This is a genomic window from Mycobacteroides sp. LB1, from assembly GCF_013449725.1.
Taxonomy (GTDB): Bacteria; Actinomycetota; Actinomycetes; order Mycobacteriales; family Mycobacteriaceae; genus Mycobacterium.
The window spans coordinates 410,930-430,471 of the sequence record NZ_JACCFF010000003.1; the positions used below are offsets into that span (position 1 = coordinate 410,930).

General features: G+C 63.6%; 20 protein-coding genes and 1 riboswitch. Of the genes, 10 read left to right on the top strand and 10 right to left on the bottom strand.

The annotated features are described in order from the left end of the window. Positions 1-123: 123 nt before the first annotated feature. Entirely contained in the window at positions 124-366 is a 243-nt protein-coding gene (locus MLB1_RS23940; protein ID WP_219603127.1) for a hypothetical protein, read from the top strand. Here the strand turns inward: MLB1_RS23940 and MLB1_RS15695 are convergent. Next, on the bottom strand, positions 363-1,334 hold the full coding sequence (locus MLB1_RS15695) for a TerC family protein (RefSeq protein ID WP_180750733.1): 972 nt from the start codon (positions 1,332-1,334) through the stop codon (positions 363-365). The two genes, MLB1_RS23940 and MLB1_RS15695, sit on opposite strands and share 4 nt — an antisense overlap. A gap of 233 nt (positions 1,335-1,567) precedes the next feature. Then, positions 1,568-1,680: riboswitch (SAM riboswitch) on the top strand. Positions 1,681-1,712: 32 nt separating this feature from the next. Between MLB1_RS15695 and MLB1_RS15700 the strand changes: the two genes are divergently transcribed. The 4 genes from MLB1_RS15700 (at position 1,713) to MLB1_RS15715 (ending at position 6,172) form a co-directional block, all read left to right on the top strand. Next, positions 1,713-3,062: an aminotransferase class V-fold PLP-dependent enzyme gene (locus tag MLB1_RS15700; protein WP_180750734.1), complete on the top strand. Its 1,350-nt coding sequence runs from the start codon at positions 1,713-1,715 to the stop codon at positions 3,060-3,062. A 72-nt stretch (positions 3,063-3,134) separates the two neighbouring features. After that, positions 3,135-4,724 (top strand): NAD(P)/FAD-dependent oxidoreductase, encoded by a 1,590-nt coding sequence (locus tag MLB1_RS15705; protein ID WP_180750735.1) that lies wholly within the window; start codon positions 3,135-3,137, stop codon positions 4,722-4,724. Continuing rightward, positions 4,721-5,689 carry an SDR family NAD(P)-dependent oxidoreductase gene (locus MLB1_RS15710; RefSeq protein ID WP_180750736.1) on the top strand — a complete coding sequence of 323 codons (969 nt, stop codon included), beginning with the start codon at positions 4,721-4,723 and terminating at the stop codon, positions 5,687-5,689. Before MLB1_RS15705 ends, MLB1_RS15710 begins: the two co-directional genes overlap by 4 nt. A gap of 63 nt (positions 5,690-5,752) precedes the next feature. Further along, complete coding sequence (locus MLB1_RS15715; RefSeq protein ID WP_180750737.1) at positions 5,753-6,172, top strand: hypothetical protein; 420 nt, start codon at positions 5,753-5,755, stop codon at positions 6,170-6,172. A gap of 15 nt (positions 6,173-6,187) precedes the next feature. On the opposite strand, the gene MLB1_RS15720 is transcribed toward MLB1_RS15715, so the two are convergent. Continuing rightward, on the bottom strand, positions 6,188-6,709 hold the full coding sequence (locus MLB1_RS15720; RefSeq protein WP_180750738.1) for a 2-oxo-4-hydroxy-4-carboxy-5-ureidoimidazoline decarboxylase: 522 nt from the start codon (positions 6,707-6,709) through the stop codon (positions 6,188-6,190). 128 nt (positions 6,710-6,837) lie between these two features. On the opposite strand from MLB1_RS15720, the gene MLB1_RS15725 reads away from it, so the two are divergent. Further along, positions 6,838-7,524, top strand: a complete 687-nt coding sequence (locus MLB1_RS15725; RefSeq protein WP_180750739.1) for a hypothetical protein — start codon at positions 6,838-6,840, stop codon at positions 7,522-7,524. A gap of 6 nt (positions 7,525-7,530) precedes the next feature. Here the strand turns inward: MLB1_RS15725 and MLB1_RS15730 are convergent, their stop codons facing one another. Next, positions 7,531-8,019, bottom strand: coding sequence for an inorganic diphosphatase (locus MLB1_RS15730; protein WP_180750740.1), 489 nt, complete (start codon positions 8,017-8,019; stop codon positions 7,531-7,533). A 95-nt stretch (positions 8,020-8,114) separates the two neighbouring features. Between MLB1_RS15730 and dacB the strand changes: the two genes are divergently transcribed. From dacB to tilS, 3 genes are read left to right on the top strand one after another with little or no spacing between them, the layout of a single operon-like run. Then, positions 8,115-9,569: a D-alanyl-D-alanine carboxypeptidase/D-alanyl-D-alanine-endopeptidase gene (gene dacB, locus MLB1_RS15735; protein WP_180750741.1), complete on the top strand. Its 1,455-nt coding sequence runs from the start codon at positions 8,115-8,117 to the stop codon at positions 9,567-9,569. Next, a complete protein-coding gene (locus MLB1_RS15740) occupies positions 9,569-10,639 on the top strand; it encodes a zinc-dependent metalloprotease (protein WP_180750742.1) in 1,071 nt (356 codons plus the stop codon). The genes dacB and MLB1_RS15740 overlap by 1 nt, the downstream gene beginning before the upstream one ends. Before the next feature lie 56 nt (positions 10,640-10,695). Next, positions 10,696-11,589, top strand: a complete 894-nt coding sequence (gene tilS / locus MLB1_RS15745) for a tRNA lysidine(34) synthetase TilS (RefSeq protein WP_180750864.1) — start codon at positions 10,696-10,698, stop codon at positions 11,587-11,589. Between the two features lie 55 nt (positions 11,590-11,644). On the opposite strand, the gene MLB1_RS15750 is transcribed toward tilS, so the two are convergent. Beyond that, positions 11,645-13,141, bottom strand: coding sequence for an NAD(P)/FAD-dependent oxidoreductase (locus MLB1_RS15750; protein ID WP_180750743.1), 1,497 nt, complete (start codon positions 13,139-13,141; stop codon positions 11,645-11,647). A gap of 89 nt (positions 13,142-13,230) precedes the next feature. On the opposite strand from MLB1_RS15750, the gene hpt reads away from it, so the two are divergent. Next, complete coding sequence (hpt, locus tag MLB1_RS15755; RefSeq protein ID WP_180750744.1) at positions 13,231-13,812, top strand: hypoxanthine phosphoribosyltransferase; 582 nt, start codon at positions 13,231-13,233, stop codon at positions 13,810-13,812. A gap of 27 nt (positions 13,813-13,839) precedes the next feature. On the opposite strand, the gene MLB1_RS15760 is transcribed toward hpt, so the two are convergent. From MLB1_RS15760 to MLB1_RS15785, 6 genes are all read right to left on the bottom strand, one after another. Continuing rightward, positions 13,840-14,448, bottom strand: coding sequence for an SIMPL domain-containing protein (locus MLB1_RS15760; RefSeq protein WP_180750745.1), 609 nt, complete (start codon positions 14,446-14,448; stop codon positions 13,840-13,842). A gap of 3 nt (positions 14,449-14,451) precedes the next feature. Continuing rightward, positions 14,452-15,201 carry an SIMPL domain-containing protein gene (locus MLB1_RS15765; protein WP_180750746.1) on the bottom strand — a complete coding sequence of 250 codons (750 nt, stop codon included), beginning with the start codon at positions 15,199-15,201 and terminating at the stop codon, positions 14,452-14,454. 25 nt (positions 15,202-15,226) lie between these two features. Then, a complete protein-coding gene (locus MLB1_RS15770; RefSeq protein ID WP_180750865.1) occupies positions 15,227-16,288 on the bottom strand; it encodes a zinc-binding dehydrogenase in 1,062 nt (353 codons plus the stop codon). Then, positions 16,288-17,463: an LLM class flavin-dependent oxidoreductase gene (locus tag MLB1_RS15775; protein ID WP_180750747.1), complete on the bottom strand. Its 1,176-nt coding sequence runs from the start codon at positions 17,461-17,463 to the stop codon at positions 16,288-16,290. The genes MLB1_RS15770 and MLB1_RS15775 overlap by 1 nt, the downstream gene beginning before the upstream one ends. After that, entirely contained in the window at positions 17,460-18,425 is a 966-nt protein-coding gene (locus MLB1_RS15780) for an alpha/beta fold hydrolase (RefSeq protein WP_180750748.1), read from the bottom strand. The genes MLB1_RS15775 and MLB1_RS15780 overlap by 4 nt, the downstream gene beginning before the upstream one ends. A gap of 217 nt (positions 18,426-18,642) precedes the next feature. After that, on the bottom strand, positions 18,643-19,470 hold the full coding sequence (locus tag MLB1_RS15785; RefSeq protein WP_180750749.1) for a Coq4 family protein: 828 nt from the start codon (positions 19,468-19,470) through the stop codon (positions 18,643-18,645). Positions 19,471-19,542: the final 72 nt, after the last annotated feature.

Here is a 19,542-nt window from a genome sequence, read left to right on the forward strand (position 1 = left end):
TCGGTTTTATGGGCCCTGGAGGGGTACCGCAGCGAGCCTATCGGTCTGGATCCGGCTGGGCTCGCCGCCGCGCGGAAGTAGCCGCGCAGTAAGGGTGAAATCATACCGGCAGAGTTTGCTGCGATGGGTGCTGGACATCCACGTCATGAAGTACCTCAAGGACGAGAAACAGGTACCCCAGACGGGGCAATCGCCATCCGATCCGACGCGCCGCAATACCTGTACGCCCAGCCGTCAGACCTGCGGATCGGGACCATCACCAAGCCCAACTCCACTGAGATGCGGGACGGCGGCAGCTACGACACGTCCACCGTCGACAAGGACATCACCGCGGTGGTCTCGATGACCTTCGGCGTGCAGCCCTAGGCCTCTTTGGCGGTACGCCTGGTCTTGTACAGGCTGGCAACGGTGGTGATGAGCAGCGTCACGACGATCACCGCAAGGCTTGCCAACGTGGGGATCTCGGGCACATGAACCGACTCGCCGCCGTTGATGAACGGCAGCTCATTCTCATGCAACGCATGCAGGATCAGCTTGACGCCGATGAAGAACAGGATGAACGCCAGCCCCTGAGACAGGTACACCAGCCGCTTGAGCATGTCGCCGAGCAGGAAGTACAGCTGCCGCAGACCCATCAGCGCGAACACGTTCGCTGTGAACACCAGGTACGGCTCTTTGGTGAGCCCATAGATCGCCGGGATGGAGTCGAGCGCGAACAGCAGGTCGGTGGTGCCCAGCGCGACGATCACCAGGAACATCGGCGTCATCAGCCGAGTGCCGTTCTCCTTGACCCACAGCCGTAGCCCGTCCCACTTGTCGGTGGTCCGTAGGTGCTTGCGGGCGAACTTGACCACGGGGTTGTCACCGTCATCGTCATGCTCGGTGTCGCGCGCAAGATTGATCGCGGTGTAGACCAGGAATGCGCCGAAAAGGTAGAAGATCCACGAGAACTCGTTGATGGCCACCGCGCCCAGTGCGATGAAGATGCCACGGAAGATCAGCGCCAAGATGATGCCGACCAACAGCGCCTCTTGCTGATAGACCCGGGGCACCTTGAAGCTGGCCATGATGATCAAGAAGATGAACAGGTTGTCCACGGACAGGCTGTACTCGGTGAGCCAGCCCGCGAAGAATTCCAGCCCGAACTGGCTGCCGTGGAAGAACCACACCCAGAGACCGAAGGCCACCGCCAGTCCGACGTAGATGGTCAGTGCGGTCGCGGTTTCTCGGGTTGTCGGTTCGTGGGGCCGTCGACCGATCACGACGATGTCGAATACCAGGATCGCGACCGTGACGGCCAGCGTGATGATCCATTCGAGCTGAGTTACCTGCACGATTACCTCCGGTCGCCAAAAAACGCCGGAGGTCTCTTCCGCCGACCAGATGACCGGCCCGCGGCACCGATCGGACCAATGATGGCCGACGTGATGACGACACCGCAGCGAAGGAATACTCCCCTCCGCCAGCCAGTGTGCCTCAAAGATGCGGGGATCTGAAATCACGGGGTTGGAATCACAGTGCGCAATGCGCTTGACGGTGGTCGCGGCAGGCGGGCACACTGCGGACAGGTCATGAGAACCAGCGACAAGCCCTGGCTAGCTGGTCGGCAACCCTCCTCCACGGTGGGGTGCTCCAGGTGACGACCTGGTCGTGTCCAATCGGGCTCGGCAAGCGTGGACTCGCCGGGCGGGTCCGGTGAGACAGGATGTCACATGTCAGTATCCGAACAAGCGGTCGCACGTGTTGTTGGGGCCGATACCAAAGTTCCTCTGGCCCAAGGTGGCTGGATCAGGTACGCCAATTTCGACTATGCGGCGAGTGCGCCCGCGCTTTGTGATGTCGCGGACCGCATCACCGAGCTGCTGCCGTATTACGCCAGCGTGCACCGCGGGGCCGGGTACGCCTCGCGGGTGTGCACGACCCTTTACGAGGGAGCTCGGGAAACGGTCGCGCGCTTCGTTGGAGCCGCAGCCGGTCACCATGTGATCTTCACCCGCAACACCACCGACTCGCTCAATCTGCTGGCTTCGGCGGTGCCGGGTGCGGCGGAGCCCGAAAGCCGGCGACATTCAGGGACGGAGCCCGAAAGCCGGCGACATCCAAAGGTGGTGGTGCTGGATATCGAGCACCACGCAAACCTGTTGACCTGGCAGCGATATGGCGCACGGGTGGTGCGGCATCGTGCCACCGTCGCGGACACCATTGCCGCGCTGGACGAGGAACTGGCGCGACGGCCCGCCGCATTGCTGGCTGTCACCGGCGCCTCCAATGTCACAGGTGAGGTATTGCCGCTGGCCGAACTTGCGGCCGTCGCCCACCGACATGGGGCCCGGATAGCGGTGGACGGGGCACAGTTGGTGCCGCACCGTCGAATCGATCTGGCGGCGACTGGAATCGACTATCTGGCCTTCTCCGGGCATAAACTGTACGCACCATTCGGTGCCGGAGTCCTTGTCGGGCAAGGTGACTGGCTCGACGCCGCGCAGCCCTATCTCGCCGGGGGCGGAGCCGTCCGCAATGTGGGCATTGACGGAGCCGACTGGCTCACCGGGCCGCAACGGCATGAGGCGGGCACCCCCAATGTGGTTGGTGTCGCCGCGGTGGCCGCGGCCTGCGAGGCGCTGGGCGCTCTTGGTGAGCTAAGCGATGTCGAGGATGTGCTCACTGCCCAATTACGCGACGGCCTGGACGCGATCGAAGGCGTTGACACCCTGCGTATTTGGGCCGAAGGTCGTGAGGCCCTGGGTATCGTGTCGTTCACCGTCGTCGGATACACGCCCTCGGTCGTCGCTGCCTACCTCTCGGCCGAGCACGGTATAGGCCTGCGTGACGGCAGGTTCTGCGCCCACCCGCTGTTGGCCAGGCTGGGCGCGCCGGGGGGAGCGGTGCGTGCCAGCATCGGATTGGGAACCACCGCAAGCGATATCACCCGGCTTCTCGAAGCCACCGACCAGCTGGTGCGCAACGGTCCCGCCCTGACCTATATCGAACACGATGGGCAGGTAGGTCCTGTCGACGATCCGCGCCCATGGCCGGATTTCTTAGGTCACCTGAGCCAATAAATATATGTAACTAGTAATACGTGGTACTTTCTGTTCGACGCTTAACCAGTCGGACGGACAAGGAAGTCGTATATGACTAGTGCACGTATGGGAAGTCGCGAGGTCAATGGTCGGGAACAGCTCGTTCCTGATCACGAGGTAGTCATCATCGGGGCCGGCTTCGGCGGTATCGGTGCGGGCGTCGAGCTGAACAAAAAGGGCATCGACGACTACGTCATCCTGGAGAAGTGGGATGCGGCCGGTGGCACCTGGCACGCCAACAAGTACCCGGGCGTCGCAGTCGACATCCCGACCTTCATCTACAGCTTCTCCTATGACCAGAAGACCACCTGGTCGAAGTTCTTCACTCCCGGCGACGAGCTGGAAGAGTATGCGCAGGAGCTTGTCGACAAGCACGGATTGCGAGACAAGATTCGATTCAACACCAGGGTTGTGCGCCAGGCATTCGACGAGACATGCAATATGTGGCGCATCAGCCTGGAGGGCGATAGTGAGATCACTGCCCGACACGTGATCGCTGCGACCGGTGGGCTTGAGCAGCCCAAACTTCCCGAGATCGACGGCCTCGACACCTACCAAGGTGTGCTGATGCACACCGCGTTGTGGGACAAGGATGTTCAGCTCGCAGGCAAGCGGGTCGCCGTTATCGGAACCGGTGCGACCTCGTTGCAGTTGGTTCCGGAGATCGCCGAGGAGGTCAGCCATCTCACGGTCTTCCAACGCACCCCGATTTACGTCGGACCCAAGCCCGATCTGAAGTACAACCGCTTTTGGCGTGCCCTCTTTGGATTCCCCGGTCTGGCCAAGGGCATCCGTCACGCCATCAATCTGAGTACCGCATACACGCCGGATGCGCTGTGGCGCCTCGACTCCAAGTATGTCGAATCCGCATCGATGTTCGTGGCCAACAGGATTCGTGCGTGGATGCGTAGCCAGGTTGATGATCCGGTCACTCGGGAAAAGTTACTGCCGTACTACGGATTCGGCTGCAAACGGCCTTCCTTCTCCAACACGTATCTCAAGACGTTCAACCGCCCCAACGTCGCCCTGGCCACTGAGCCGATTCAGCGAATCACCGAGAAGGGGCTGCTCACCGCGGATGGTGTAGAGCACGAAGTCGATGTGCTGATCTGCGCCACGGGATTTCACCTCTGGGAACACACGCCGGCCTTCCCCGTCTCGGGGCGTGGCGGGAAGGATCTTCAGGGATTCTTCCAAGTGAATCGGTACCAGGCGTACCAGGGCGTTTCCATCCCCGACTATCCCAACCTCTACATGGTGACGGGACCGTACGGATATGTGTTCGGTCCGTACCACATGCTGATCGAGTCAACCACCGCGCACGCGGCGCGTGTGATCGCCGAGACCAAGAAGCGTGGGACGACCACTGCCGAGGTGAAGCAGGACGTGCACGACGCCTACTTCCACAAGATGCACGAGCGCAACAAGAATCACCTGTGGCTGTCACCGGCCTGCGCGACGTCGAACACCTACTACATCGACGATCACGGCGACTCACCGTTCCGTCCCGGTGGCTTTGGCGAAATGTACTACCACAACAAGTATTTCCCTCTCGACAACTACCGATACAGCGCCGAGACTGCCGCTCCGGCAACGAAGTCCAGGTCGACGCGGAAGCGCAACAAGGAGGTAGTGGGATGAGGCTGATTCCCGGCCGTAAGCCTGAACTCGTCGTGGTGACCGGTGCCGGCAGCGGTATCGGGCGGGCCATCGCGATCCAATTCGCCAAGGGTGGTGCGGAGGTGGTCGCCTCCGATCTGGATCTGTCCACCGCTCAGGAGACTGCGGAGATCATCCACAAGAAGGGGTATCGGGCCGTCGGCTTCCAGCTCGATGTCACTGATCCGGCAGCCTGGGAACGCTTCGCCGATCAGGTCCGGGCGGAATACGGTGTCGCCGACGTGCTGGTGAACAACGCGGGCATCTTGGTCGGTGGGCGCTTCTTCGACCTCGAGCAGCAACACTGGGAAAAGCAGTTCCAGGTCAACGTGTTTGGCGTCGCGTACGGCGGCAAGGTCTTTGGCAAGCAGATGGCAGAGCGTGGGCGCGGCGGGCAGATCGTCAATATCGCATCGGCGGGAGCTATCACCCCGACGCCGGTGTTCCCGGCGTACTCGGCCTCCAAGGCCGCGGTGAAGATGCTGAGCGAGTGTATGCGGATGGAATTGGGGCCCAAGGGAATCGGTGTATCGGCGGTATGTCCGGGGTTCATCAACACCAACATCGGCGTGAACGCAACCGTTGCCGGTTTGGATGTCAGTGACGACATGCGCGAGCGCGCCAACAACATCATGCGGACCATCCAGTCCTCTGCCCCGATGCGCGTGCTGGACAACCTGATCGGCCCACCACAGGTGGCCCGAGCGACAGTCCGAGCCGCCCGCTACAACTTCGCGGTGGCCCCGGTCCGCCCGGAAGCCTGGTTGGGCTACTTCCTCAGTAGGCTCCTCCCCGGCCTCAATCGGCATTTCATGTATCCGATTCCGTACTGGCTTGGATTGGATATCGACACGCTCATGCCCAGGGTGCAACGCCTCGTCGACAATCTGACCGAGCGCGCCTCGGCGCCCGCTCAGCAGCAGCCCGTCGAGCAGGTGAAGCCTTAGTCCGATCCATTCACCGGGAATTGAACCCTGGTGAATGGGCCGGTCGCCGGTACAGTCGGATCTGTGGCGGCACAGGCTCAAGCGTTTCGTGTGTTCACCGAGGATGCTGCCGGATGGCATGAGCTGACCGGTGGTGTCGGCAGCACCGAGCGTGTCAACGCGCCCGACCTCAAGCATGCGCAGCGGACCAGGCGTTCATTGCGTACCTCGCGGCAGGACTCACCCGCAGCCATCCTGGATGTCTACGTGCATATCGAGTCCGACTCACGATCGGCGCGTAAGCATTTCGCGGGCCTGAGAGTTCCGACCGCGGTCTCCTATGCAGGCACCCCCGAAGGGCTGGCCGGTTTGATCGCCGATATCTACCTGGCTGGCGTGGCCGACGGGGTGACGCTGATTCCCGCGTCGCCGACGACGGATATCAGTTGTGCGGCACACCGGGTGCTGGCATTGCTGCCGCAGCGGGTGCCGCTGGCGGCCTGACCGTGGGCCCTGTGATCACCAGTTGTCGTAGCCACCCTCGGGGCCAAGCATGCGCTCCAGTCGGGTGCGATTGATCTTTGCGAGCTCGTTGCGGGTCACCTTGCGTTCGGTGTCCACGTCGTGGTGCATCCGGTCGGAGATGGCTCGCAGCACCGAGGCGCCGTTCTGTCCGCACAAGTGCATGACGAAGCGATGGCCGAAGTGGTGCTCGTATCGATGGGCGGCGGCCCGCAGCGCGGCCATCATCCCCGGAGTTTCGTCGCGGATCGCGCACTGCTCCGCATGCGAGCGCGCACTTCCTGGGCGTTTGCCCAGTGGGGGATAGGCGATCAGCACCTCGTCCAGCGACTCCTCCGACAACGCGAACAGCTCGTTATCGGCGCACCGGAACAAGAGGTCGTGATCGGCGAACGGCCGTGCCGCGGCGATTTTCCGTGCCCAAGTCACGCTGCCACCACACTCGTACAGCGCGTGAACCGCCTTTGTCTCGGGCATCTGGTTGAAGATCTCGCGGCCGATGCCCTGATGCATCAACATAGGACCATGATTCGGGCCGTCGCCGCTGTTCGCTAGAGGGGGACCGCCAATTTTGCAGGAGCTTAACGCGACGTAACATTGCCGCCGGGCCTGAAGGGTTGGCCCGGCGGGGAAGGAGTGGGGGGACAGTGACGGATCCGTACTGGCAGCAGTATCCGCAGGAGCCATGGCCCGGCTCCGAGCCGGTTCCCTATCCCGAGGATCCGAAGCCCCCGAAATGGCCGTGGATAGTCGCCGGCGTCAGTGTGCTGGCGGTGCTGGCGATAGCCCTTACCTCGATCTTGGTCATCACCCGCCGAACCGAGATGGCTGCCCCGACGACGGTCACGGTCACTCCGTCGACGACGTGGACCGGGCCCAATGACTTCCCGATGCCGTCGATAACGACGACGGAGCCACCCCCGCCCTCGCCACCCCCGCCAAACCCCAGCACCGGTGTCGAGACCACCCCGACAACCACCGAGGCACCCCCCGTTCCCACCACCACCGAGGCGCCGAAGCCGGTGCCCACCACCGGCCAAGGCCCCGGCGGGTCGGGCACCGGAGGCAAGAGCGTCACCTATAGCGCGTGGGGCTCGGGCATCGATCCCGGTCCCGTACATTTTCCCTTGAGGGTCAGCTATTGGACCGGCGCCGAGACGGTCGTCATGGACGGCGCCACACTCCCGTGGGGAGTCTCGTTGACCATCACCAACTTCGCGGCTTCGCCGCGGATGTACGTGAACAATGGTGAGGCCAGTTGCTCGATCACCATCGACGGTGTGGTGGTGGCCAGCAACAGCGGGCCGATGGGCGCCGTATGTATTGCGCCCTGACCGTGGTCAGTGCCCCTGAGTCTTGAGGCGCTCGAACGATGCCAGCACCTCGGCCTCGGCCTCGGCGCGGCCCACCCAGTCGGCGGCCTCGACGAACTTGCCGGGCTCGAGATCCTTGTAGTGCACGAAGAAGTGCTTAATGGAATCCAGCTCGAAGCTCGACACGTCGCCGAGGTCCTGGATGTGGTCCCAGCGCGGGTCTCCGGCGGGTACACACAGCACCTTGTCGTCACCGCCGCCGTCGTCGACCATCTTGAACATGGCGACGGGGCGCGCCTCGACGATCACACCCGGGAAGAGGGGCTCGGGTAACAGCACCAAGGCGTCCAGCGGATCGCCGTCCTCGCCGAGTGTGTTCTCGATGAACCCGTAGTCGGCGGGGTAGGCCATCGGCGTGTAGAGGTAGCGGTCCAGGCGCACTCGGCCGGTCTCGTGATCGACCTCGTACTTGTTGCGCTGGCCCTTGGGGATCTCGATGGTGACGTCGAACTCCACACCCGCTCCTTATCTGATGCTCTTCGCGCACGCGGCTCATCGCCGATACGCCTGTGCCAGTAGGCGGGCACCAGGATAGCGATACCCTGCACAGCATGGTCACGCCCAGGGCTTCTGATGAGGCCCCCACAAGTGGGAGGGACCCCCAGCGTGCGCGAAGGGGCGCGGCCTGGGATCCGCGTCGTTGGCGCCGCTCTACCCACATCCTGCTTGCCATCGCGGTCGTGCTGGCGGTTGCCGCGTTGGTTCTCCTGGCGTCGCTGACCACGGGGGCCTCATCTTCTCGGCAATCGCAGTTGGCCGAATCGCAGCCGGCGCTGGTCACCCCCAAACCCGTCGTGGTGCCGGTTTCCGACAGTGCTCCCATTCCGACGGCGGAGGGACTGGTGCAGGCCCTGGATAAGGCACTGGCTGATCCGGCCCTGGCCATGTTCACCGGCCGGGTCACCGACGCCTTGACCGGCCGGGAACTGTGGCAGCAGGGTTCCACGGTGCCGATGGTGCCGGCGTCCACGAACAAGGTATTGACCGCGGCGGCGTCACTGCTCACCCTTGATCGGGATGCCAAGCTCACTACCTCGGTGGTTGCCGATACCGCGGGACAGCGGGGACTGGTGACTCTGGTCGGCGGCGGAGATCCGATCCTCAGTGCGGCGCCGCCGGGTACTGACACCTGGTACCGGGACGCCGCGCGCATCAGCGATCTGGCCGACCAGGTGCGTAAGTCGGGGGTCACCGTCACGTCGATCACGGTGGATATCAGTCGGTTCGGTGGCCCCGCGATGGCGCAGGGGTGGGATCCGGCCGATATCGACGGCGGCGATGTGGCGCCCATCCAGGCCGTGATGGTCGATGCCGGACGTACGCAGCCGACCGACTACGACTCTCGTCGTTCCACCACACCGGCACTTGATGCGGGCCGTGCGCTTGCCACGGCGCTTGGCGTGGACCCCGACCTGGTGCGGTTGGATGCGGCCCCGCCGGCGGCGAAAACCATTGCGTCGGTTCAGTCGGCGCCGCTTATGGAGCGGCTACGCGAGATGATGAACGCATCCGACAACGTCATGGCGGAGACCATCGGCCGCGAGGTGGCGCTGGCGTCCCGCCGTCCACAATCCTTCACCGGCACCGTCGATGCGGTCACGACCCAACTACGTAGCGCGGGAATCGATCTCACTGGTTTGACGCTTCGCGATTCGAGCGGGCTCTCGGCGGAGGATCGGGTGACCGCGCGCACCCTCGACGATGTCATCAATGCGGCGGCCGGCCCCGACCACCCCAAGCTTCGGCCGTTGTTGGATGTGCTGCCTATCGCCGGTGGCAGCGGCACGCTCTCGGAAAGATTTGTTATCCAGAACCAAGATGCGGCCGGGTGGCTACGTGCCAAGACCGGCTCGCTTACCGGGGTGAACACGTTGGCCGGTGTGGTCACCGATGAGAGCGGCCGGGTGTTGACCTTCGCGTTGATGCAGAACCAAGCCACTGCCCCGACGGCACGCAATGCGGTGGATAGCACCGCGGCGGTGCTGCGATCATGCGGATGTAGCTGATGGCCGAGTCGGGCCAGGTCGCGCAGGGCGGAGTTGAAACCGGGCGTCCTGAGTTGACGGTTGGCCGCATGGTCAACTGGGAGTTCGCCGCCACCGTGGGCGCCAAGTTGGCGCGACCCGCACCACCCACCACCGAGTACACCCGCGAGCAGGCCATCGCCGAGTTGTCGGACGCGGCACGGCGCGCGGAGACTCCGGTGCGTGAGCTCACCGGTCTGGCGGACGGGTTGGCGGTGCCCGAAGCGCGGATTATTGACCGGCCTCGGTGGATTGCGGCCGCTGCGGAGTCAATGCGCCTAATGGCCGGCGGTGAAGGCGGAGACACAGGGTTTTTGTCGGGACGTATCGCCGGCGCGCAGACCGGTGCAGTGCTGGCATTCGTTTCGTCGGGCATTCTCGGGCAGTACGACCCGTTCACCACCGATGGGGCAGGTGCGTTACTGCTGGTCTACCCGAATATCATCGCAGTGGAACGTCAACTTCGAGTGCTGCCAAGCGATTTCCGCATGTGGGTATGCCTGCACGAGGTGACGCACCGTGTGCAGTTCTCGGCTAACCCGTGGCTTGCCGGCTATATGTCGGGCACCTTGGCGACATTGGCAAACGAGCAAGAGGAAGATGTGGCCGGCATGCTTGGCAGGCTGGCCGGGTTTGTACGTTCTCCAAAGAGTCAGGGCGAGAACGGGATCGTCGATCTGTTGCGCGCCATGCAATCCGAACGTGGCAGGGACGCCCTCGATCGTCTGCTGGTTTTGGGAACACTGCTCGAAGGGCATGCCGACCACGTCATGGACGCGGTAGGCCCGGCGGTCGTCCCTTCGGTGTCATCCATCAGGTCCCGTTTCGAGGCGCGGCGTTCGCGGAAACAGCCACCGCTGCAGCGGATCATCCGTGCGCTCATCGGCATGGATGCCAAGATGCGCCAGTACACCCGCGGCAAGAGATTCGTCGACCATGTGGTGGGGAAGGTGGGCATGGAGCGCTTCAACACCGTCTGGCGAGATTCCGAGACTTTGCCCAGACCCGCCGAGATCGAGAACCCGGACCAATGGATAACCCGAGTTCTTTAGCGCTCCGCAGAGCGGTTAAAGCATTTGGAGCCCAGCATCTTCCGGGTGTGACGGAGGTGGCTGTCGCGCTTTCGGGTGGCGCGGATTCGTTGGCACTCGCGGCCGCAGCCGTTGCACAGGGCTGGGTGGTGACCGCGCTCATCGTCGACCATGGGCTGCAGCAGGAGTCGGCTGAGGTGGCAGCCCAAGCGCGGAACCAGGCGCTGGCTCTGGGATGTTTTGAGGCGTCGGTACTTTCGGTGACCGTCGATGGTGCGGGCGGGCTCGAAGCGGCCGCCCGCACCGCCCGGTATACGGCACTCGATCAGGCACGGGGTGTGCTACCGGTACTTCTTGCCCATACTCTCGATGATCAAGCCGAAACAGTGCTGCTGGGACTCGGACGAGGATCCGGTGGGCGTTCGATCGCCGGGATGCGTCCCTGGGACGATCCATGGGGCCGTCCCCTTCTCGACATTCGGCGAACCGAGACGCGCGCCGCGTGTGATGAATTGGGGCTCACCCCATGGGAAGACCCACACAACGTGGACGCGCGGTTCGTCAGGGTGCGCCTGCGGCACGAGGTGCTGCCGCTGTTGGAGCAGGTGCTTGGTGGCGGTGTCGCTGAGGCGCTCTCCCGGACCGCGGCATCGCTACAAGAAGACGGGGATGTACTCGACGCACAGGCGCGGGCTGCTTTCCCCGGCTCGGAGTCTCTGGCGATTTCAGCCCTCCTGAGCCTGGCGCCCGCTGTGCGTCGACGGGTAATCAGACTCTGGCTGCTGACCGGTGGTGCGCAGGACCTGAATGACATCCAGATTCGCGCGGTCGACGCCCTCGTGGTGCAGTGGCGCGGCCAAGGTGGAGTCGCGGTGGGTGCCGACCTGCGCTACCAGCGACTGGTGGCGTCCAGGTTAGGCGACGAACTGGTTCTATCCGTCCACCCCGTTCTTCCGCGAGCAGACGCATAGTGCACGCGTCACCTGACGTTTCTGTGCAATAAGTGTCTGCTCGCGAAATCGGAAGCTAGGTGATCGCGAAGTCCTCGCGTATCGGTGACGCGAGCGTACGGCGGTACTCAACGGGAGGCCATGGCCACAGCTCCGGCACTCCGTCGGCGCCGAGGTACCAGCTATCGCATCCGGTGGACCACACGGTGTTGGGCATCGCCCGGCGTACCTCGGCGTTGAAGGTCTCGGCCGCCTTTGCCGTCGGCGCCACCGATTGAACTCGGCCGGAACGGATCTCGTCGATCCAGTGCATCGCGAACTTCACCTGGGTTTCGGCGATCGAGATGAGTGAGTTGTTCCCGATCGGGCTGTTCGGCCCGATCAAGAGGAAGAAGTTCGGAAATCCGGCAAGCCCGACGGCACGGTAGGCGCGCGGTCCGTCACTCCACACATCGCTCAGCTTGAGCCCGTCGCGCCCGATCATCTCCATGGGGCGCAAGTACGAGTGCGCGTCAAAACCAGTGGCACACACTAGGATATCGAGTTCGTGCAGAACTCCGTCCGTGGTGATCACACCCTGCGGAACGATCCGGTCGATACCGTCGGTGAGCACCGAGACATTCGGCCGCTGGACCGCCTTGAAGAACGGCACCGACATCACCAATCGACGGCACAGCGGCTCGTAATCGGGATGTAGCTTCGCGCGCAGTTCTGGGTCGCGGATGAGCAGTCGATGTGAGGCCCGCACAAATCCCTGAATGAGCCGTCGCCGCGCTCCCGGATTCACCACTGATCCGCCCACGCCGCGTTCAAAGTAGAAGCGCCACATCCGATACGAGAGTCTGTTCAGGATGCGAACGCGCGACCAGATGGACTTCGACATGGTCGAGTACGTGAAGTTGGGTACGGGTGCGACCCACTGCGCCGAGCGCTGGAAGACCGAAAGGCTCTGCACGTCGTCGGCGAGCGCGCTGATGATCTGGACCCCCGAGGATCCCGTTCCGATCAGGCCGACCCGTTTTCCGGCGTAGGACACCGAGTGGTCCCAGCGTGCCGAGTGGAAACACGGCCCGGTAAAGCTCTGCAATCCTTCGATATCCGGCAGGCGCGGCAGATGCAGCACCCCGGTGGCACTCACCACGACGTCGGCGGTGTCACGGCCGCCGTCGGAAAGTTCCAGCTCCCAGTGGGGATGGCCGGGCCCATCCACCCATTCGGCGCGGGTGACGGCGGCGCCGAAACGAATGTTCCTGCGCACATCCTGTTCGTCGGCGAACCTGACGAAATACTGATGGATCTCCGACCCGGGCGAGAATCCTTTACTCCAACCGGGGTTCGGGGCGAAGGAGTACGAGTAGTAGCGCGAGGGCACATCGCACTGCAGGCCCGGGTACGTGTTGTCCCGCCAGGTCCCGCCGACCTCGTCGGCCTTCTCGTACACGGTGAAGTTGGTGATACCCCGGTGCCGGAGCGTGGAGGCCATGCACAGCCCGGACATGCCCGCCCCGATTACGACCACGCGGATATCGCGGGACTCTGTCTTTTCGCCTACCCCGTAAGCGTCATTGCTCACGTTTCCATATTGGCCTATTTCGTAAACAAAGTCACTAGCCAACTCCTCCGGCTTGGATAGGCAACGTCCTCCATGGCACGCTGTCGGTCGTGAGCTGCGAACAGCAACAGGCATGCGGCGAGCAATACAGCGGTGATGTGAAATCGGTGCTCCTCACTGAGGAGCAGATTCGTACGCGGACCCAGGAGCTCGGCGCCGCGATTGGCGAGAAGTACCGCGATATCGAGGGTGACCTACTGCTGGTGACCGTGCTCAAGGGTGCCGTCATGTTCGTCTCGGATTTGGCCAGGGCTATCTCGATCCCCACTCAGATGGAGTTCATGGCCGTCAGTTCCTATGGCTCGGCAACATCGTCCTCCGGGGTGGTGCGCATTCTCAAGGACCTGGACCGGGACATCCAAGATTTGGACGTGCTGATCGTCGAGGACATCATCGACTCCGGCCTCACCCTGAGCTGGCTCATGCGCAACCTGGCCTCACGCGGCCCGCGTTCGCTCAACGTGTGCTCGCTGCTGCGGAAGCCCGAGGCCAAGAAGGTCGACGTCGACGTTGCCCTCGTCGGATTCGAGATCCCTAACGAGTTTGTGGTCGGTTACGGGCTGGATTACGGCGAGCGTTACCGCGACCTGCCCTTCATCGGCACCCTGCACCCGCGCGTCTACATGGACTAACTGCGTCTGACGCCCTTCCGTGGGTGCTCATTGCAGCTCCCACACCACGGTGATTTCGGCAGTGACGGTCTGCTGACCCGCCTCCACCGGGGGGCCGCCGCCCGCCCGCAGAGCCATGAATTCAGGTCTGGGATGCGACGCCGAGTGTCCGCCGGTCTCATCGATGCGCAGCACCTTCCCAAGGGAGCCGCCGGAGAGAGTGGCGTACTGCTGGGCCCGCGCCCTGGCATCGGCGAATGCGCGCATCCGTGCCTGTGTGGAGAGATCGGTGCTGTCCTGCAGGTCGAAGCTCACCCCGGATAGCTGCGCGGCCTCGCCTCCGGCGGTGACGGCCTTGTCCAGCACATCGGACACCTTGGAGAGGTCACGGACGGTGATCCGCACCGAATTGTCCGCGGCGTAACCGGTTATCCGGTTGCCGTCGAACTGCGGGTGCACCGACATCCAGGCGGTTCGGACATCCTCTGCGGCCACCCCTGAATCGAGCACCGCATCGATCACCGCGCGGGCCTTGGCCTTTACATCGGCCATCACCCCCGAGATGCGGCGCGATCGCACCGACACCCCGACGGTGGCCATGAACACGTCGGGACTACCGCTGGCCTCGCCCCGGCCGACAACCGTGATGTCGCCCATGGTCTAGTTCAGCTCCCAGATGACGCTTACTTCAAACGTCACGGTCTGCTGGCCCGGTTCCAGTGGAGGGGCGAATGAGGCGTCCGCCTGCATGGGTGCCCGCTTGCCCATCATCGGTGCCGGGGGCGGCACCGACCCGTGTGATTCATCGATCCGCAGCACCTTGCCCAGCTTGGATCCCGACAGGCCGGCGTACTGCTCGGCGCGGGCCTTGGCATCGTTGAAGGCACGCTCCCGCGCACCCTTCACCAGGTCGGCATCGTTATCAAGATCGAAGGTGACGCCGGACAGCCGCGCGGAGTCACCACCGGCCTGCACCGCCTTGTCCAGTACCTCCGAGGCCTTCTTGAGGTCGCGGACGCTTATGCGCACCGAATTGGTGGCGTTGTAGCCGGTGATACGTGGTGCACCGCCTTGCGGATAGGTCTGTTCGGGTTGGATGGACAGCTCGTTGGTCTGTACGTCCTCGCGGGCCACTCCGGCCCCTACGACGGCGTCGATGACGGCCTGGGCCTTCTCACTGGCCTGCGACAGCGCGCCGGACACGTCCTTGGCGGTCACCGATACGCCCACGTCGGCGCGCAGCACATCGGGTGCACCCTTGACCTCGCCCTTGCCGATGACGGTGACATTCCGGGTGGACTCTGGGCTTGCGTCGGAGTCGTCGCCGCAGCCTGCGAGCAGCACGGCCATTGCCGCCGTTACCGCGACCGCGGTCGCTCGAGTTAGTGCTTTCCGTCTCAGTACCTGCATGTCACTTCCTGTCCTCCCCGACCTTTTAGGGCACCACCAGAATCTTGCAGTGGCGCTCCGGATCGCCGAGATCGGCAAATGCCGATCCGACATCTTCCAGACCTACCTCACCGGTGACGAGTGGCGCAACATCGATCTCGCCGTGAGCGATTCGCCGCAGCGTCTCGGAGAACTCCGAGGGGTCGTAGGCGAGTACGAATTGGATTGCAACTTCCTTCGCGATCCCGAAGTAGGGGGTGATGGCATCGGCCTCCATGCAGACGCCCACGACCACCACCCGGGAGCTATGCGGTGCGTCGCGCAACACGTCGTTGAGGATGCCCGGCACCCCGACGGCTTCGAAGATCACCGGTGCGCCCTGGAGCCGCGAAGTCGGCGACATCCAGCCCTTGCTAACCCGGGACCAGGCCTCGAAGGTGGGTTCGGCGGCGGGGTCGACGACCTCGTGTGCCCCCATGAGCCGTGCCAGATCGCGTCGGGCAGGGGAGAAGTCGGCGGCGACGATCGGCTCGATACCGAGGTTGTTGAGGGCGGCTATCACCGCCGCTCCGATGGGGCCGCATCCGATGACGATCGCTCCGGTACCCGGCTGGATACCCGATTTGTTGACGGCGTGCAGACCGACCGCCATCGGTTCGGTCAAGGCCGCGTGCCTGGGATCGAGCCCGTTGGGGATGGGCAGCAGCAGGGGTGCACTCAGCAGCATCTGCTCGGAGTAGCCGCCAAGAGTGCTGTTGCTGTACACGATCGGCTCGATACCCTTGGCGGATAGCAGGATCGGAATCGAGGTCACCGCGGTGCCGGGGGCGGGAGCCACCGTCCCCGGTCCGGCTTCGATCACCTCTGCGGCGAACTCGTGCCCCATGAACACGTCGGTCGCCAGGTCGACGCCGTCCGTCAGGCTGGGCACGCCCGACATCTGTTTGGACAGTTCGAGGGCCAGTGCGCCGTGTCTGGCGAAATGCAGGTCGGATCCGCAGATTCCGCACGCGGAGACCTTCACGAGCACCTGGCCTTCACCCGGTACCGGTTCGGGGACATCGTCGCGATAGACCATTGCGCCGTTGCGCAGTACCGATGCTCGCATCATGACCTTTCCGCCATGTGTTGGCCGATGGCTTTCGCGACTGCCTCGCTGGCCCGCCCCAGCAGCTTCTCGCGCTTGGCCTGCGCCCAGTCGTGCGAGACCTTGGCCGCGGTCAGCTGGCCGGTGAAATGTGGAATTACCTTGCGGGCAAACAGTTCATAGGACTTGAACGTCGCCTCCGGGCGTGCCCAATCGTGGCCGAGCATCAGGAAGGTGCCGAAGCCGCCCGATTTGTCGAGCAGATCCTGGATGTATTCGATCGCGTCATCGGGCGTCCCGATGCAACAGTTCCCTTGTTCTACATAGGACTTGACGAATTCCCGCGGATCGAGTGGTGCGCCGTCGACCTCGTTCGCGAGGGGGAGCACACCGACAGCGCCGAAATAATGGGCGTAATCGGGCAACCCGTAGGTGCAGTCCTCGATCGCCTGCTCGCGCGTCTCGGCGAGATGCATGATGCCGAGCACCCGCCAGCTGGACCGATCGGGCTCGGGATGCCCATGGCCTGCGGCCTGCTCACGCACCACCTCCCAGGCATTCTCGAGCGCCGCGAACCCGCCCGGGATCGACGCCGACAGAGATAGGAGGCCAGCGCCCAGTTTTCCGGCCAGACGGGGACCCGAGGGCGAAAACATGGCGGCAGTAAGGATTTCCGGATGGGGATAGGTATAGGGACGCAGCTGAAGTTGCGCGTCGCGCAGTGTGAACCACGAGGTTTCGCGGTTGATGCGTTCATCCGGGGACGCGCGCAACAATGCTAGGATCGCTTCGAGCGACTCCTCCTGCATCTGTCGCTGATCCACCGGATCGATACCCATCATGTAGGCGTCGGTGGGCAATGCCCCCGGCCCGGTGCCGAAGATAACCCGGCCCCTGGTGATGTGATCGAGCAGTATCCAGCGGTCCACCACCATGAGCGGGTGGTGGTACGGCAGCGATACCACCCCGGTGCCCAGCCTGATGTGCTTGGTGCGCTCGGCGGCGGTGGCGATGAAAACCTCGGGACAGGAGATCAATTCGTATCCGCCGGAGTGGTGTTCACCGAACCAGGCTTCGTGGTAACCGAGCCGGTCCAGCGCTACCACCCGGTCCAGGTCGTATTCCAATGCGGTGGTGGGATTCTGGCCCACAGGGTGAAACGGTGTGATGAAGGCGCCAAAACGAAGGGGGGTCATTGCGCCACCTGCCGCAGGAACTCCAGCAGTGCGGCATTGACTTCCTGCGGCCGCTCCTGCTGAATCCAGTGCCCCGCGCCCTCGATCATGATGTCGCCCCGGTTATCGATGCGGTGTTTCAGGCTCCCGGCGTGGTCGGTGAAGCCGAGTACGGGATCGGCGGTACCCGCGATGAATAACGACGGCACAACGACATCCGCGCCCACCAGATGCTGGGTGAGTGCCCAGTTGCGATCGAAATTCCGGTACCAGTTCAGCCCGCCGGTAAAGCCTGTGCTGGCGAATTCTGCTGTGTAGTGGTCTAATTCAGCTTCGCTGAGCCATCCGGGAAGCTGCTCTGGTGCTGTCATGCGCTCGATGAATCCGGCCGGGCCGGGGGCAATCATCGTGGCGCCGTCGATATGGGCCATGCCCGCCAACATGCATCGCATCGTCGCTGCCGGATCACGATTCAGCTCGGCGTCGGCGACGCCGGGTTCCTGGAAGTACAGGATGTAGAAGAAGTTGTCGCCGAACAGCTTTTTCCATGCCTGGGTGGGCGCGACCTGGCTGCGTCGGGTGAAGGGGACCGACAGACCCGCGACACCCTCGACGCGTTCGGGGACCGCGAGCGCGGTATGCCAGGTGACGACGGCACCCCAATCGTGTCCGACGAGCGTCGCCTTGCTGGCACCCACATCATCGAGGATTCCGAGCAGATCATCGGATAGCGCCTCGATGTTGTAGTCATCGATGTGCTCGGGCGCACTCGACCCGCCGTAACCCCGCTGATCGGGAGCGATGACGTGATATCCGGCGGCGGCGAGCGTTGGAATCTGGTGACGCCAGGAGTATGCCAGCTCGGGGAAGCCATGGGCCAGAACGACTACCGGCTGCCCGGGTTCACCTGCCTCAAGAGTGCGCAGGCGCACCCCGTTCGTTGCGATGTCACGTTCCCGGATGTCGACGGCGGTGTCGGTCATGGGTGCATCTCACCTTCTGGGGTGGCCAACAGCGTTGTTGCTTCTGGGCCACTAAACCACAACGCGCAATCGCCGACCAGGGACCAGGATCGTCGGTCACACTGGATCGATGGAGTTCACCGTCGCGCGGCCAGGTGGTGAGGGTCTGCTGGACACAGGGACACCGTCGGTTCCGTCGCCGGCCTTCGCGGTCGAATTGTGTTGAGTCGATGAATGTTCAGGCAGCCACGGGCCCGGCGGCCAGAATCTGCTCGTAGTTCCACGGAGTCGGCGGTGTGATGCTCGGTGGTGTCCACTCGGTGGTCCATCTGCCTTGTGGATGAGCCACCTCGACCGAGCTCACGCCGAGTATCTCCTGGACTTCGCGGTACGGCTTGTCGAGTAGCGCTTCCCAGGGGGCTGCCATCAGCAGGTCGGCGCGACGGCCGCGTTCCACCGCTTGGCGGTAGTAGCGAAGCTTGAATGACACCGATCCGCCGGGCAGGGTGAGTGCTCCGAACATCCCTAGCTTCTCCAGCGGGCCAGCGGGTTCCATTTGTCCGCAATGGAATCCGATGTTGGCCATCTCGCCTGCGATATCGGGACCGTAGCCGCCGATGGTGTGAAACAGGTCGTGCAGGGCTGTGCCCCGAATGATCATGTAGTAAAAGTCGTCGTCCCAGTTGTTCTTCTCGGCGATCGGTCTGATGATGTCGGCCTCGCCGAACACTCCTGCGTCGAGCTTGTTGGTATGCAAAAACGACAGGTAGGCGTGCCCGAGACTGCCGAACGGTAGCGAGGCGAGGTATTTCTCGTCGCCAAGCACCGCAAGTAGATCGGGCTTCTTCTGGAACAACGCGCGGCCGTTCGGGTGCGACCGTACCTGGTAGTACGCACGCGCGAGGACCGGGGCTTCCATCCCGAGAAATGCCTCGTAGATATCGCCGTGGTACTTCGAGCTGAACAGCATGCGCCAGGCTTTGAGCCAGGGCGTCCACGTCACTTGATCCGGTACGGATCCACTCGGATTTGAGTATTCATCGAGGTCTGCGGGGTTGTTGGGCATATAGACTCGGGCCTTTCCGGTTGATGCCGGGTCGAGATCGTCGCAGTCTTGATAATAGGCATCTAGCGAGAA